This is a genomic window from Carboxylicivirga agarovorans (genome assembly GCF_050589845.1).
In the GTDB taxonomy this organism is placed as follows: Bacteria; Bacteroidota; Bacteroidia; order Bacteroidales; family Marinilabiliaceae; genus Carboxylicivirga; species Carboxylicivirga agarovorans.
In genome coordinates this window covers 14,721-31,972 of the sequence record NZ_JBNGPA010000026.1, presented here as the reverse complement: position 1 = coordinate 31,972, position 17,252 = coordinate 14,721, and the positions used below count along the sequence as shown (strand labels likewise).

General features: G+C 40.9%; 6 protein-coding genes. 2 read left to right on the top strand and 4 right to left on the bottom strand.

Annotated features, from left to right (window positions below; genetic code table 11):
* Positions 1-5: 5 nt before the first annotated feature.
* From ACRD69_RS19290 to ACRD69_RS19275, 4 genes are all read right to left on the bottom strand, one after another.
* A complete protein-coding gene (locus tag ACRD69_RS19290; protein WP_430816772.1) occupies positions 6-1,559 on the bottom strand; it encodes a leucine-rich repeat domain-containing protein in 1,554 nt (517 codons plus the stop codon).
* A gap of 591 nt (positions 1,560-2,150) precedes the next feature.
* A complete protein-coding gene (locus tag ACRD69_RS19285) occupies positions 2,151-2,336 on the bottom strand; it encodes a hypothetical protein (protein ID WP_430816771.1) in 186 nt (61 codons plus the stop codon).
* A 2,003-nt stretch (positions 2,337-4,339) separates the two neighbouring features.
* Positions 4,340-6,844, bottom strand: a complete 2,505-nt coding sequence (locus ACRD69_RS19280; RefSeq protein ID WP_430816770.1) for a leucine-rich repeat protein — start codon at positions 6,842-6,844, stop codon at positions 4,340-4,342.
* 1,342 nt (positions 6,845-8,186) lie between these two features.
* Positions 8,187-8,462, bottom strand: coding sequence for a hypothetical protein (locus ACRD69_RS19275; protein WP_430816769.1), 276 nt, complete (start codon positions 8,460-8,462; stop codon positions 8,187-8,189).
* A gap of 895 nt (positions 8,463-9,357) precedes the next feature.
* Between ACRD69_RS19275 and ACRD69_RS19270 the strand changes: the two genes are divergently transcribed.
* Complete coding sequence (locus tag ACRD69_RS19270) at positions 9,358-14,814, top strand: alpha-2-macroglobulin family protein (protein WP_430816768.1); 5,457 nt, start codon at positions 9,358-9,360, stop codon at positions 14,812-14,814.
* On the top strand, positions 14,795-17,131 hold the full coding sequence (gene pbpC / locus ACRD69_RS19265; protein WP_430816767.1) for a penicillin-binding protein 1C: 2,337 nt from the start codon (positions 14,795-14,797) through the stop codon (positions 17,129-17,131). The genes ACRD69_RS19270 and pbpC overlap by 20 nt, the downstream gene beginning before the upstream one ends.
* Positions 17,132-17,252 lie beyond the last annotated feature (121 nt).

The following is a 17,252-nucleotide window of genomic DNA, read 5'->3' as shown; positions in this document are numbered from 1 at the left end:
TGTACCTAAGCCGGGATTTCGAGGCTTGTGAAATAACAATTTTCAAAAGCGTTGCTTCCTATGCTTTGCAACAATGAGCCGGATTCAAATTCAAGGCTTGATAAACTTGTATTATCCGCAAATGCACCATCTTCAATGGTGGTTACTGATGCAGGAATGCTTACACTACTAATGTTTTTGTCCTTAAAAGCATTTGTACTGATTGTTTTTACTTCAGCAGGAATAAAATTAATTTTGGTTGCGCTACCCACATAGGCTGAAATTCTTGTTTTATCTAAAGTGCCATTGTCATCGCGGTGAAGAAACAACAAGCCATTGTCAAAAGGCATGCCGTTAACAAAGGTTATATTGCTGTTACGAAATGCATTGGGGTTGATGCTGCCTGGGTTTGACATAAATACCAGGTTTTCGATGTGTGCTCCATCAAAAAAATCAGTTCCCATAACATTTACCGTCTCTGGAAATACCAACGTGTTTATTGTACAATCTCTAAATAAATAACTGCCAAAAGTGGAAATCTGCGAGCCCTCATCAAAAGAAACATAGCTTAAGTTTTCACATGCCTGAAAAGCCGCTGAGTATATGGTAGTAACCGATGCAGGTATGCTTATTGCGCCAAGGTCGGTTTCTTGAAAACAGTGACTGCCAATACTCACTACCTTAGACGATGATTCAAAAGTAAACTCTTCTATACCTGATCTCATAAAGCAATAATTACCAATTTTAGTGACTGAATTAGGTACTTCAAATTGCTGTAATGAACCGGCATTTTCAAACATAAGCTGTGGCAGTACTTCTATGTCAGTACCAGATTCAAAGGTGGCTTCTTTAAGACTGCTATAACTAAAAACACCATCACCTAAAGTTGTAACGGTACTGGGTATTTCAACACTATTTAGCCCCAGGCTTTTATGAAAGGCATATTGGCCAATCTCAGTAAGTTTACCATTTGTAAGGCTGATAGTTTGTAAGTTAGAGCACTCATCAAAAGACCTGTCTCCCAAAGCAGTTACATTAGAGCCTATGGTAAAATGCTCTACCAGGGTGTGGCTAAATGCATTATCGCCAATGGTAGTTACAGCATCGGGTATAAAGTTAACTGTTGTAGCATCGCCGCCATAACTTACAATGGTGGTCTCATCAACTGTAGCATCGCTGTTACGGGCATAAATTAAACCTTTCGATGCTGCACCGTTTAAAGTAGTAATTTTGTTGTTGTTAAAATCACCACCTGTTATAGTTGCAAGTGTAGTTGGCAGGGTAAGCTCAGTAATTTCGTTATCGGCAAAACTAAAACCATTTAAGGTAGTAATACCGTCCGATAAAACTACTTTGGTTAAGCCTTTTGATTGAAAGGCATTGGCTCCGATTTCTTTTACCTCAACATCGTTACCATCAATGTTAATGGTTGCCGGAATAATAATATCGGTTTTAGTACCGACATAGGCGGTAATTGTATTACCGCTCATTTCAACATCTCCCGATGTTAAAATCCATTGCGCCTGGGCTGACATCAGCCCTATGGCAACAAAAATGATTAGTGTAATTAAATGTTTCATGCTTATAATGATTAAAAAATTAACAAACATCATTTAGGCACCTCATTACCATATACAGAGCAGTAGTTGCCCTGTAAAAGTGCTGTTTCCTAAATAGCATATTGATCAAATGATTTTATGATAAGTGCTCTTCCTTTTCACAGGTAATATTACCGACACAAAGATCGTGTCTATACCTGAGCTGGAAATACCAATTATTGGCATTTTGATTACTAATAATCAGCATTTTTCATACTAATATTTAGTAGTGAAAGGGTAAAATCTGACACCTCTCCCCTATAAGTGAATCGGGGAAAAAGACACCCTTTGGTGCCTAATGAATAGTGAGTGTGGGGGGAGAGGTATCAGTAATATATTGAGCCCTTTGTATTCTGTACTGCAATGAGGCTATACTGTAGTCACTACCGGCAAAGGAGGATAAAATCGTAACTTTTCTGCTCATTTTAGTAATACTTAAGTGTTTATAATTAGTGTACCCTTCTGCCTCACGATACTCATAACTATGCCCGTGCAGCTACAGGGTATATCGCCTCTTTTTGACAGACGCCAATCTGCCACTCCCTTTATATCAAGAGGCTACAGGGAATTTTATTACGATCGCCCGGGAATAAAATACTCCTTGACATCGGGCCGCAATGCGGTCCGTTTTCTGTCCATATCCCTGGCAAAACATTTATCGCTTAGAGTCTGCTGATATGGTACCCGTGCATTGTCGTTAATTTGATCGGGTGTCATAAGGCTTGACTGCAATCTGAGGTTTAAAGTTCTCTTAGCCATGATTTACATGTTAATTAGTTAGTAAATAGATATCATATCATAGTGGCTTGAACTGTTGATGTTTCAACTCCTTGCCTTTGTAACTTTTCATATTTACTAAGGCGATAACAGTAACAGGCTGCCCGGCACATATAACCGCCCGATTGCATGGTCAGCACCAGGCATCAAAAAAAGCCAGACAGCAATAGTAATTGCCGCCGGCTTAAAAGCATATATAGTGTTCGCAGGATATTTAGTCCTACTAAAAGATGCACTCATGCAAGCACAACCCTGGGTGTATAAATAAGGCAACACCGCATTAACGATTCTCGAGCGCATAGTGGATAAATTCATATGTTGTGTTGCAGTATTCAATCTATTATCTTTTAATCGATTTGAAATCAAGAATCACTGCTACAAAGTTGGAGGCTATTTTTGAGATTTATATGGGAATTATTAGTAATTCGTATACTAATAATTAGTAATTTTTATACTCCTTTTCCCCATACGTATGGGAATTATTAGTAGTTGAAAGAAGTGCAGAAGCAGCTAAGAACACAGCTATAACACTGTTTAATTGGTACTTATATGCTTTCTCAATGCGTTGATGTGTTGAGTTGATAAGTTTAATAGTTTAGAAGTTGAAAGATTAAACTGATAAACTGTCGAACTGCCTATCGTCTAATAGTCTATATCAAAACCACTGGCGCAGTTTTGCAAACCCTGCTTCTACAGATTTATTACTAATCAACTCATCTCTCCCGCGATAGCCTCTTTGTCGAATTGTCGAACCGTCGAGTTGCTAAATTGAGGAATTGTTTGGATTATCCATAGAATTCTGGTTTTATATTCATATTTATTTAAATCTGTGTTTTGCTTATACTTTACTTCTTTTGAAACCACCGTTTTCTTTTTTCTTTTGACCACGAATTACACGGATTATCTAATCGCGTAGCGATTAGTTGTATCTATAATCAAATGGTGCAGTCAATAATCATTGTTCTCCAATGGCTATTGGGGTAAACGGATTAAGCGGATTATTGGCTGCGCCAAAGTAATCGCGTAGCGATTGCACAATTCGTGTAATTCGTGGTTCATCTTTTTTTTTATTTATATCATTGGCTTGTGCTATATTTTGCCTCTATTAAAACCACCGTTTCTTTTTTTTACCACGCCCCAATGGCTATCGGGGTACACGGATTAAGCGGATTATGGCTGCGCCAAAGTAATCGCGTAGCGATTGCACAATTCGTGTAATTCGTGGTTCATCTTTTTTTTATTTATTTAAATCATTGGCTTGTGTTATATTTTGCCTCTTTTAAAACCACCGTTTCTTTTTTTTGACCACGCCCCAATGGCTATCGGGGTACACGGATTAAGCGGATTATTGGCTGTGCCAAAGTAATCGCGTAGCGATTGCACAATTCGTGTAATTCGTGGTTCATCTTTTTTTTTATTTATATCATTGGCTTGTGTTATATTTTGCCTCTTTTTAAACCACCGTTTCTTTTTTTTGACCACGCCCCAATGGCTATCGGGATAAACGGATTAAGCGGATTATGGCTGCGCCAAAGTAATCGCGTAGCGATTGCACAATTCGTGTAATTCGTGGTTCATCTTTTTTTTTATTTATATCATTGGCTTGTGCTATATTTTGCCTCTTTTAAAACCACCGTTTCTTTTTTTTGACCACGCCCCGATAGTTACAGCCTGATAGTTAATCGATTAATCTTACACGAGTGTTCGAAAAGAAGTTTTATAAACGCATATATCTATACATCAAGGAAATCAGCACTCCTCCTTGGAAAGGAGGAAAGCTGATTTACAAACTTGCAAATTACTATAATTGTGAACCTTGAGATCTTTCTGAACACCCAAAAGCGATGCCCCGGGTTTTCTATGCAAAGAAAAAACAGGTACAACAGCATAACAAGCCCTGTGCTTACTATTTTCTTCATCAACATTTGCTGATTTAACAAAGGGGCAGTACCATTGGCACTACCCCTCATAAGCATATAAAACAATTACTTAACTAAAAGTCGTTGTGTAAAACCACCTGCCTTAACAATGTAAATTCCCTTAGGCAAGTCGTTAATTTGAATCGTATGAGTACTTGATAAGTCCTCGATTTGTTTTACCAGGGCGCCATTCACACTATAAATTGTAAGTGTTTGCTGCTCTGCTCCTTCAATTGTAAAGTGTGAAGTGGCAGGGTTTGGATATAGTTTTATGCCCAAACCGTGCTTAGTGTCAAGATTAGTAGCTGTACTAAAACGAGCTTCAACTTCTATGGCTTCAGTAATATTAGTAAAATCTGTTACCTCCAGGTCATCAGTCGTATCAAACCAACCCAAAAATGTATATCCGGTTTTAGAAACTGTTGGAACTGATGCTGCACTGCCATGTTCAACAGTTTGTTCTTCTCCTATAAGGTTACCTTCTTCATTTAAGAATCTTACTTTATAAGTGTTGATAGTATACAGTGCTTCAAAAGATTTACCAGATGTAGCACTTTCAATTTGAGTAGCTGCATTGCCATCAGTATCCTGCCAGGTTACTGTGTACCCTGTAACCTCAGTTGGTAAATCAATGGGGGATAAAGTAGCGTTTTGACCTGAAAAAGCCTGAGCTCCAATGGAACGTACCGAATTAGGAAGCTCAACTGTACTTAATTTACATCCATAAAAAGCAGCGCCTTCAATACTATTAACTGACGATGTAGGTGCAAATGTAAGAGAACTCAGGTTCTCATTATATGAAAATGACCTGTCACCTATTGTTTCTACGGAGTTTGGTATAGTAAGGCTTTCGATATCACAAGCTCTAAATGCATAGCCTCCTATTTCCTGAAGTGAAGAAGCACCACTCAAATCAAGAGTTACTAAATTTGCGTTCAACATAAAAGATTCATATCCAATACTTACAACAGAGTTAGGTATTGTGACAGATGTTAAGCCACAGCTTTTAAACGCATAGTTATCAATGGTTTCTAAAGCAGAACCGGGTTCAAAAGTAAGTGTTTCTAAACTTGAATTACTGACAAATGCACTACTTTCTATTGTTTTAACTGATTTAGGTATTTCAACAGCTGTAAAGGAATTTTTGTAAAAAGCAGAACTCCCAATATTTTCAAGTTTCGATTCTGCTGCAAAAGTAAGCTCAGTTATACCCGCATCATTAAAGGCAGATGTCTCTATGGTTGTAACAGATGCCGGAATGGTAAGCTCACCAAGTTCACTATCATGAAATGCTGCTTCTCCAATAAATTCCACCTGATTTCCTAAACTTAGTGATGTTAATGATTTGTCTCCTCCGGCATCTGCATTATTTCTAAATGCCCCTTCACCAATGTGTGTAACAGAATTAGGTACAGTCACTCCTGTTAAAGCACAAGCTCTGAAAGCTTCGTCCCCAATAGTTTCTATAACAGAATTGGCTTCAAAAGTAAGAGTGGTTAAACTACTAAGGCCATTAAACGCGTCGTTTTCAATTCGTTTTACTGAACCTGGTATTTCAACAGTTGTAAAAGAATTATCTGTAAAAACAAAAGCTCCAATAGTTTCAAGATTTGAATCGGCTCCAAAAGTAAGCTTGGTTATACCGGCATCGGCAAAAGCAGCACGATCTATGGTTGTAACAGATGCCGGAATGGTAAGCTCACCAAGTTCACTATCATGGAATGCACCATCTCCAATAAATTCCACCTGATTTCCTAAGCTTAGTGATTTTAATGATTTGTTTCCTGCGGCATCTACATTATTTCTAAATGCCCCCTGACCAATGTAGGTAACCGAATTAGGTATAGTTACTTCTGTTAAAGCACAAGCTCTGAAAGCACTTGCTTCAATAGTAGTAACCGATGCCGGGATGTCTACTGAAGTAATGGCACTCGATTTAAATGCATCTTGTCTAATGGTAGTTACCCCACTAGGTATAAAATCTATAGTAGTTTCATCTCCTAAATATAATAAAAGGGTTTCACCTGAAATAAACAAGCCGCTATAAGCCTCACCATTTATCGTTTGAATATTATCATTGCCATCAAAAGAGTTAGGCTGAAGGGTAGTAAGGTTGCTTCCATAAGCTATAGTTTGCAAATCATTGTTTGCAAATACTGAACTCCCTATACTTTCGATAGATTCAGGCAAAGCAATGGAAGTAAGAGCACACCCATCAAAAGCATGATATTCAATAGCCTTTAATTTAGATTCTGCGTCAAAAGTGACGGTTGCAAGTTGAGTACAATTATTAAAGGCATTAAATCCAATTGTCTCAACGTTTTTTCCGATAGTAACTTCTTCGATATCTTTACTACTAAAGGTGTTCTGGTTTATTTTAAGAACCGGATAGTCTGTTCCATTTACATTAAAAGATGCTGGAATAACAATGTTGGTTTCAGTCCCGGTATAGCTGGAAATCAAACCTGTACTTTCATTAAAGCTGATATCGCTAAGTGTTAATGTGTGTTGTGCTGTTGTGGTAACAACGCACAAAAAAGCAATTGTGAAAATTGTAATGAATTTTTTCATTTGAATAAAATTTAATTGTTAATAATTAATTCAGGCTCTAATCTCAGCCTGTATTTATGAATATTGGTTTCAATTAGCTGTTTAGTATATTATATATCATGATGTGTGTTCCCGGTCATGCCATACCTTCTGTACCACAGGAGCCTTACACCTTAAACAGCAGGCTTTATGGAAAACACAACGCGGAGTTTATTTAGAATTAAGTAAAAGCAATTGAGTAAATGCACCCACTTTTATTATCGCAATCCCTTTGGGTAAAGCTCTATTGTCAAGTGTGTGTGTGTGTGTGTGTATTGGCCATATCAGTCTCTAATACAATACACTTGAAGCGTCCTGCCTCAGCTCCTTCAATGGTATAGTGGAAAGTAGCAGGGCAAATTCAGCGATTTAGTCATCGGCAAAGCAAAAAACATCAATATTGACGGTTGCCCGACCATTAACATCAGTTTCTGAACCGGTTTAGGCGACATTTGTATTACGGGTCATGCTGCCATCTCCCTCTATTAGTGTATGTGCTTGAGCCGGCATCAGGCCTGGGACGAAGAATGTGTAGTGTAATTATATGTTTCATACTTGTAAAAATTAATATACGCCATTTAGGCACTCTAATGCCTTATACAGGTCGTAATTACCTCGTAATAGGGCTGTTTACTAAAAAAATGTTCAAACGAATTTATGATACAGAATAAGTGCGCTTCCTATATCCAGGTAGAATTTTCGACAACCAATAATTGAGTCGCGAAAGAGTAAAAGCTAACACCTCACCCAACTAAAGCAATCGGGGTAATAAAGACATCCTTGATGCCTGTTCAATAGTGAGTGGTGGTGTGAGGCAGTAATTATTTTTTGAGCCTTTGTACTAAATACTGCGATTGAGCAACCTGTTGCCACAGCTGGCAAAGGTGGATAAAATCGTGATATTTTTGCTCATTTCATTAATAATATGGTGTTTATAATTAGTACTTCTTCTTGCTGTACGATACTTATAACCATACCCGTGTAGCAGCAGAGTGAATTACCCATTTTTGACAGACGCCAATCTGTCACACCAACATATTAAGAGGCAACAAGGCATTTAAATTGATCTTCCAGATATAATATACACTTTGATTCAGGGCCCCAATCCGGTCCTTTCACAGGTAATACCCTGCTAATATCCTTATTGATTAGGGTTTGCCGGCCTTGCAACAGTGCACAACAATCGTTGGGTAGGGGTGTCATAAAGCCAGACTGCACTGTTAAGTTTAAAGTTTTCTTAGACATATTTTTCATGTTAACTGGTTAATAAAAAGTTAGCTAATAATAGAGACTTGATCCGTTGACGCTTCGATACCTTGCCTTTTTACCTTTTAATAATTGCTAATTGTAACAACAGCAGCAGGCTTTCTGGTGCATAAAACTTGCAGATGACCCGGTTTGCATCAGGCATCAAAAAAGTCCAGACAGCATTAGCAGTTGCCGAAGGCTTAAAAACATATCTCGTATTCGCAGGATATTTACTCCTATTAAAAAATGTACTTACAAAAACAGAACCCTGAGTGTTTATAAAAGACAACACAGCATCAACTATTCCTGAGCGCATAGTGGAGAAAACCATATGTTGTGTTGTTGTATTCAATTCTATTGTAATTTTAGTCGATTTGAGATCATGAATAACTCTTACAAAGTTTGGGAGTATCTTTGATAGATATGTACTAATTATTAGCATTTTGCATGCTAATAATTGGCAATATGAATGCTAATTATAAGTAATTTACATGCTAATTATTGGTAATATACATGCTAATTATTAGTAGTTGAGAGAAATATAAAAGCAGTTAATAACACCCCCTTAATCCTGGTTTACTGACACTTACTTAACTTTCAGCACGGCAATCAGTTCGACAGTTAAACTAATCAAAAACCGACAGATCTATAGATGCTGCCGGGTATTAGTATTTTGCTAATTACTTCAAATTCCGATAGCTATCGGCAGTTTATTTATTGATGAGTTGAATTGATAAAAAGTTGATAAGTTTTAATAGTTTAGAAGTTGAAAGATTAAACTGCTTAACTGTCGAACTGATAAATCGTCGAACTGAGGAATTGATTTACAGCTTAGATAAATTTAAACCTCCCGGTGCTGCCGAGCGAAGGATAAACTATACTATTTAACCAAGCTGCAACTAGCAGGCTGTAAGTCTGCCACATCATAGCCCGGGGCAAAGCGCAGCGACGCCCCGGGTATTCAATGCCAATAAAAAACCGGTGCAACATCAATTGTCATTCAACGCACTTCTGTTCCATGCACCGGAATAGCCAATGCACGATTATGTATAAATTTTATGTAAACAGATGAATTGATAAAAAGTTGATAAGTTGAATAGTTTAGAAGTTGAAAGATTAAACTGATAAACTGATAAACTATTAAACTATACTATTTAGAACCAAACCATGTTACTCCTTACAGTCATTGATTATAATAAAATTTTATATTTTAGTCTCCCTAAGTATCAAACACATCCCATTTCATTATGAATAAAAATATGCTTTTCAATTGGAGTCTAATAACTCTGATGCTTATTGCTTCTGCAGCCTGTAACAGCAAGAAAACACAAAAAGAAAAGGTTGAAATAACCTACACTGAAGAACAAGCCAGGGAGATCAGTTATATCACGAGTGGTGATATTCATTTTGATGAAAGTATCAAAGTTATTTTTAATAATCCTGTTGTTGAAGATAGCGAAGTGGGTAGTAGTGCCAAGGGTGCATTTAGCTTTTCTCCATCTGTTAAAGGTCAGGCAAAATGGGAAAGCACAAGTGTATTGGTATTTACACCTGAAGAAGACTTTGAATTACGAACAGCTTACCACGGAAGCCTGGACTTACCCTCCCTATCTGATGAGTTTAAAACGGCTAAACTCGATGAAGTGGAATTTACATTCAATGTTTTGGGTCGTGATATCAGTGTCTTTAACGGAGCATTGGAATTAAAAGACCACAACAGTCCCAAAATACTGGTTTATCGCGGTAGCGTTACCTTTTCTGAAAAGACCAGCCTTGAGGCACTGCAGGAATCCGCTAAAATAAAAGGTGGTAAATGCACACTGTCATGGAGCCAGGTGGATGAGCGAAACTTCCTGTTTACCAGTAGTGAAATAACCCGGACAGATAACAACCAGAACTTCAGCTTTGAAATTAAGAAAGAAGCACTTGATCTGGAATATGACTATACAGAGACATTTGTTGTTTCTCCTCTCAAAAAAATGGAAGTTAACAAGTTCAGAGTCGACGAAGATGGACGAAATCCCAGGGTCAGGGTTGTTTTCTCCGATGACCTGAGTATGGAAAAAAACATCGATGGATTGATATCGGTAACTCCGGCCATCGATTTTAAAGTCAAGAAATTGGGTAAGACAGCCATTATAGATGGTAACTTTAAATTTGGTTCAACATACACCATTAGCATAAGCAAAGGTATTAGCAGTCGCTGGGGAACCAAAACCGAAGGACAGATAACCCGGGAGGTCAGTTTTTCTGATATTCCGCCACAACTTGAGTTTGCCTCCAACGGTATTGTTTTGCCTACATCCAATAAAAAGAAAATACAGTTTTACACCACTAACCTGAAGCGTGTTCACCTGCAGGTTAAAAAAGTGTTTGCCGACCGCATTGGTGATTTTGCACAATCGCAACAGCTCAATAGTTCAAAGACGAGAAACACTGGTTTTAGCAATAATTATGAGAGTAACATTGGTGTTATTATTAAAAACCAAACCATAGAAATAGGGGCAACACAAAACGAGTGGCTGCTCAATGAATTTGACTTGTCCGATCTGTTTGAAAAGTATGACGATGGCTTATTCCTGATCCGCATCAACTTTACGCCTGAAGATATGATGAAGGAAACCGAAGAGGACGTTCTTCGTTACGTATTGAACAAAGGCCAGATTTACAAACCGGTATTCCTAAGTAACCTGGGTGTTACCCTGAAATATACGGGCGAAGGTACCAAAGCTTTCATCACTGATATTGTCACCGGTAAAGCACTGTCTGATGTGCGTGTTACATTGCTCGACTGGCAGGGAAATGTGGAAGCCAGTACCACAAGTAACAACCAGGGCTTGGCCAGCTTTGGCAGCCGTATTTATTTCAACTACCTTATTGCAGAGTACAAAAACCAAGTGACCCTGTTGAATAAAAACGAAATGCGATGGAGTAACTCCGGCTTTGACATAGGCGGTGTGCGTGACTCCCGCCATAATACCAAAGGCTTTATCTATCTTGAAAGAGGGGTCTATCGACCTGGAGATTCCATTCATGTAGCCTTTATAGCCAGGAATAGCGACGCCACATTCCCTCGTAACCACCCGGCCGAAATAAGAGTGCGAGACCCGCAATACAAAACCGTCTTTGAGCATACCGAGGTAAAGGCCATCGATGGTCTGTACGTGTTTAAATTTGCCACCGATGATAATGCCCCAACCGGCACCTATAACATCAACATAAATGCCGGCGGCTCCTATTTTAACAAAGAGTTGAAAATTGAAACTGTGGTAGCTGAGCAATTAAAAGTTCAGGTGAAGCCACGCAAAAGGCAGTTTACCTGGACCGACAAGGTCATTGACTTTGATATTAATGCGAAGTATCTGTTTGGCGCTCCTGCTGCCAAACTTAAGGCTGAAGCGAGTATTGAAGTGTTACCGTATGAAATGACCTTTCCCAGGTATCGTGAGTTCAGCTTTACCCGCGAAGATGTGGACTTTAAAGCCAGCACACACAATGTACTAAAAACACAACTGGATGCACAGGGCAATCACAGTGCATCATGGTTTGTGCCTTCACTGGGACGGGTGCCATCATCCTTGAAATTGAAGATCGCTGCCAAAGTATTGGATAAGGGAGGTCAACCCAACGAAGGCTGGAATTATACCAGCATGCATGTTTACCCCAATTATGTGGGTATCAAAGATCCAAGTGGTTACGGTTACTATAAAACCAACCAGGAAGTGAAGTTTCCGGTTGTACTGCTTGACACCAAAGGACAGCCCATCAGTGGCCGAAACCTGCAATACAAGATTTACCGAAACGATAAACGCTGGTGGTATCAGTACGACAGCCGTAACAACTACCGTTTAAGGTATAAACAAGATAACCAGACTTACCTGGAGACCGAAGGAAGCATTAAATCGACTGACGGTCTTGCCACCATCAGCTTCGAGCCTTCCGAAGACGGGGAGTACCTGATTGAAGTGAGCGATGGCGGTAATGGCCATTCATCATCCATTTTCTTCAGCGCCTATAAATATGGAAGTTCGGGCGGCAGCGACAATAACGAAGGCACCCTGGCCATCAGAACTGATAAAGAAAAATACAGCCCTGACGAAACGGCAAGGATCAAGCTGCCTAACCCCAAACGCGGTAATGTGCTGGTAACGATCGAGCAAGGCAATCGTATGCTGGACTGGTTTTGGGTTGATCCTGCCAAAACAGATGCTGACGAACTGATCATTGACATTCCTCTTGACAAAAGCATGCTGCCTAATGTGTATGCCACTGTATCTGTCTTACAGCCTCACGATCAAACCATCAACGACAGGCCATTACGTATGTTTGGTATCATCCCGATTTATGTTGAGGATGAGAATACAAAAATCAAATACCTGATATCAACGGACGACAACCTGGTTCCCAATGAAGATTTCACCATTGACATCAGCACTGTGAACGGGCGCCAATCGCAATTTACAATTGCAGTCGTTGATGAGGGATTATTGAGCTTAACACAATTCAGAACACCCCGCCCATGGCGCGAGTTCTATAAAAAGATCGGTCTCTTTATAGATAGCTATGATATCTTCTCGCAGGTAATAAGTGCGAATAAAGGCGACGTATTCCAGACTTTCTCAATCGGTGGTGCCGAAGAGATGGATTACCGCGAGTCGCAGGTTGACCCGGTGGATGGCAAAAAACGTTTTGAGCCTGTGTGCATGTTCAAAGGCCCGCTTATGACCGATAGCAATGGTAAAGCAAGCGTATCATTTCACATGCCCAATTACAATGGTGCCGTGCGTGTTATGGTAGTGGGTACGCACCGCAATAACTTTGGTAATGCCGATAAAACGGTTCCGGTACGCTCTGATATTATTATGCAGCCCGCCATACCGCGCATGCTTAATCCGGGTGATGAGTTTAACCTTCCTGTGGCCTTGTTTAACCTCAATAAGCAAGTTTCGCAGGCCAACTTCACAGTGAGCACTGAAGGGCCATTGGAGATCATTGGTAAAGACAGGCATAGCATTGACTTCACACAAAATGCAGAGGCTGACATTACCTTTAAGCTACGTGTTAAAGAAGCTGTTGGTCAGGCTAAGATTGTGATCAAGGGGCAGTCGGGTGATATTGTGGTTGAGAGCACAACCAACATTAAAGTAGTGCCCAATGCCACACGCGTTTACAATAAGGAAACACAAAAAGTGGCCAAAGGCAGCAGCATTGAAATGCATGTACCAAAGGTGGGTATGGATGGAACCAACAATGCCTCGCTGCAATTGAGTGTTTTTCCTGATATGGACTTTGATCACCGCCTCAAATGGCTTATCCGCTACCCTTATGGCTGTATAGAACAAACCACCTCTGCTGTGTTCCCGCAGTTGATGCTCAAATCCATGGGCTATTTCAGCAGCGAAGAAAATAAAACAATCGACGAAAACATAAACGAGGGCATTAAACGCCTTCAGCGCTTTATGACTGGTGATGGCGGCTTTTCATACTGGCCGGGCGGAACATCTGTTTCGTATTGGGGCACCAACTACGTGACTCACTTTTTGGTTGAAGCCCGAAAACAAGGTTACGCCGTACCTGATTATTTATATGATACCGGCATCAACAGCCTGCGCGATAACGCTAAAAAGCACCAAGGACACCTGATGACACGTGTTAACCGGGTATTTATTCTGGCTTTGGCCAATCGCAGTGTCATGTCTGAAATGAACCTGCTGATGGAGAATGAGATTGATAAGATGAACAGCACCCAAAAGTGGATGCTGGCAACAGCGTATCACCTGAATGGTGTTGAAGATGTGCGCGAACAGATACTGGCCAGGGCTGACCATACAACAGAAGAGTACAAGCCTGATCCCTACAGCTTCGGCTCCAGGTACCGCGACGATGCCATTATACTTTATTGTGCCACTCTTATGGATAAAATGAATGATGCCGAGCTGGTCGCTAAGGCTGTTGCCAGGAAGTTATCCGCACTGGATTACCTCAGCACGCAAAGCTCCGGTTACATGTTATTGTCACTGGGTAAGTATTTTAAGGCTGCAGATATTGAAATAGGCAATGGCCGGATGATGACTGGTAATATAATACTGGCCAACGGTGAGAAGATTGCTTTTAACAGGCCTGGTAACTATTCGGTCAGAATACCTGGTAACTTCGGGCAGACCCTGAGGATTGAACTTTCAGATGGATCAGATTTGGAGCAGGTCTATGCTACTTTAGCGTGGAATGGCGTGCCTTTTGAAGACAAGGCTCCTGCTGTTGAAAAGAACCTGGACCTGGAGGTTAACTGGTACGATGAAAATGGTAAACGTATTAATCCACAGAACCTGAAACAAGGTACTACTTTCTATGGCCGTTTTAGTGTTAAGAACACCAGTGCAGTCCGCTCATTAACCGAACTGGCCCTGGTACAGATCATTCCATCAGGATGGGCCATTGAAAACACACGCCTGAATGGCACCCTGTTACCAGGCTGGGTGCGCGAGTGGAACATCAACAAGGAAGATTACCTGGATATACGTGATGACCGTGTGATGTGGTTCTTCGATCTTAATGGCACTGAACGACTTGACTTTGTGGTGAAACTGAACTGTATTCACACTGGTCAGTTTACCCTGGCTCCTACATTGACTGAAGCTATGTATGATAGTGACTTCAAAGCCACAACCGAAAGAGTAAAAGTGCATGTTGAGTCGTTTAAATAAGAAAAAAGTAATGCAATGGCTGGGCATCTCACTCCCGGCCATTGCTTGCTTCTATTTAATAATTCCCTTTTCTTCGCCCCTGTTCAACGAAGAGTACAGCACCACTGTAAAAGCCGACAATGGCAGCTTATTACATGTGTTTATCAATGCCAATGAACAATGGTATTTCCCACCCGACACAGTTGCGGTGCCCCAAAAGCTAAAAACAGCTGTCATTGCTTTTGAAGATGAAAACTTTTACCGGCATTGGGGCATCAATGTCAAAGCCATGGGGCGGGCCCTTTGGCAAAACATAAAAAACCGGCGTATAGTAAGTGGTGCCAGCACCATTCCCATGCAGATGGCCCGCATGTCTAAGCCAAAGAAAAGGACATACATCAATAAACTACGGGAAATTGGCCTGGCCATTAAACTTGATCTTCACTATTCAAAGGAGGAACTGCTGAGCATGTATCTCGACCATGCGCCCTATGGTGGCAATGTGATCGGCTATAGAACGGCTGCCTTTAAATTTTACGGTAAAGATGCAAGCCTGCTCACCTGGGGTGAAGCAGCCACACTGGCTGTGCTACCCAATGCTCCTGGCATGATATATCCCAAAGGTGATTCTGCTCCATTGCGCGATAAACGCAACCGCTTGCTAAAAAAGATGCTGAACAAGGGGCTGATAAGTGAGCAAAACTACCGTCTTGCCTTACTCGAAGACTTACCCGACCGTTTTATTAGCTTCCAATCGCATGCCCCCCACCTGGCGAGACGCTTAAAAGCAGATAATCCCAATCAATGGCTCTTAAACACCACACTCGACGAAAGCATACAGAAGCACTGTGTACAATTGGCTGAGAAATACCAGAAAATATATGCCAGCCTCAATATCAACAACCTCTCCATTTTAGTGGCCGATACCAGGACCGGTGCCGTCAAAGCCTATGTGGGTTCACCCGATTTTTTTGATGACCAGCATGGCGGTCAGGTCGATGGCGTGATGGCTGCACGTTCATCGGGCTCCATATTAAAACCCTTTTTATATGCTCTAAGCATCGATGAAGGCATTATTTTACCTCAAAGCTATATCCGCGATCTACCCACTTATTTCGATGGTTTCTCACCCCGTAACGCCAACCGCGAATTCCAGGGGGTGGCAAGGGCCCATGAGGCATTGGTTCGCTCCTTAAATATTCCTGCGGTTCGACTGCTAAACTACTATGGTGTTTATAATTTCTACAGCTTCCTGAAACTGGCAGGTACAAGCACCCTGTTTCGCACAGCCGATGAATATGGTTTGCCTTTGATACTGGGTGGTGCCGAAGTTAAGATGTGGGACATGGTAAGCCTCTATCGCGGTCTTGCCAATAAGGGTATTTTCAATGAAAATTATATACTCAAGGGAACTCAGACAAATGAGGCAAGCGCCCAGTTAATAAGTAACGGCAGTTGCCAGCTCACACTTGATATGCTTAAAGACCTGAAACGGCCCGGAAGTGAATATTTCTGGGAACGCTTCAGCAGCTCCAGGCCCATAGCATGGAAAACGGGCACCAGCTTTGGTCATAAGGATGCCTGGGCCATTGGTGTAATACCACAATATACCATTGCTGTATGGTGCGGCAATTTTGATGGCGAAGGCAATAAGAATATTGGCGGTGCGGCAACGGCAGGCCCCATATTATTTGATATACTTCAGATGTTGCCTCACCAGGATGGCGAGGACTGGTTCGAAGCCGATGATATTGATTATAAACCCATGCGCGTCTGTGCTTTGTCAGGCTTCAGAGCCGGCGATGCCTGCCCGGCTGTTGATACACTGTTGGTACCTGAAGAGATGAAGCCTCTCCGAACATGCGACTACCACCAGTTTAAACACTTCTCTTCCGACGGTCAGTACCAATGTTGTTCGCAATGCTGGAACGCTATCGGCAGTGTTAAAAAGGCAGTAAGCGTGTATCATCCCGACATTGCTTTTTACCTGCGAAAAAAAGGTCATTACATACCTCCTGTCAAAAGCCATTACCCCTGGTGTAAGGCTTATACAAGCGAACATGCGCTTAAAATCATTTACCCCAACCCCAATGCCAAATTGTTTTTACCACGTGATTTTGACGGAAGGGTTCAGAGTGTGGTTTGCAAAGCCGCCCATCATGATGAAAACACAAAAATATACTGGTACCTGAATGAGCAGTATGTCGGGCATACCAGCGGAGAAAATAAGATGGAAATGGTTTTTAAAAATGGCTGGAACAACCTGGCCATCATCGATGAGCATGGCTCAAAAGACGAACAGCGAATTTTTGCCACCCTCAAAGAGAATGGGGAATAATAAGGAAAAGCTTATAAAATAGATCGCCCGATCATATTGATAATTTATCAGTTTGACGAGGTAGCAAACCTACAACCATCTACTAAACGTAGAAACACTTCCTTAACTCCTTGACATTATC

What these genes read in the sequence shown, in the direction of transcription:
- ACRD69_RS19290 (WP_430816772.1), bottom strand. Translation starts at nt 1,559, where the DNA reads ATGAAACATTTAATTACACTAATCATTTTTGTTGCCATAGGGCTGATG.
- ACRD69_RS19270 (WP_430816768.1), top strand. Translation starts at nt 9,358, where the DNA reads ATGAATAAAAATATGCTTTTCAATTGGAGTCTAATAACTCTGATGCTT.
- pbpC (WP_430816767.1), top strand. Translation starts at nt 14,795, where the DNA reads ATGTTGAGTCGTTTAAATAAGAAAAAAGTAATGCAATGGCTGGGCATC.
- ACRD69_RS19280 (WP_430816770.1), bottom strand. Translation starts at nt 6,844, where the DNA reads ATGAAAAAATTCATTACAATTTTCACAATTGCTTTTTTGTGCGTTGTT.
- ACRD69_RS19285 (WP_430816771.1), bottom strand. Translation starts at nt 2,336, where the DNA reads ATGGCTAAGAGAACTTTAAACCTCAGATTGCAGTCAAGCCTTATGACA.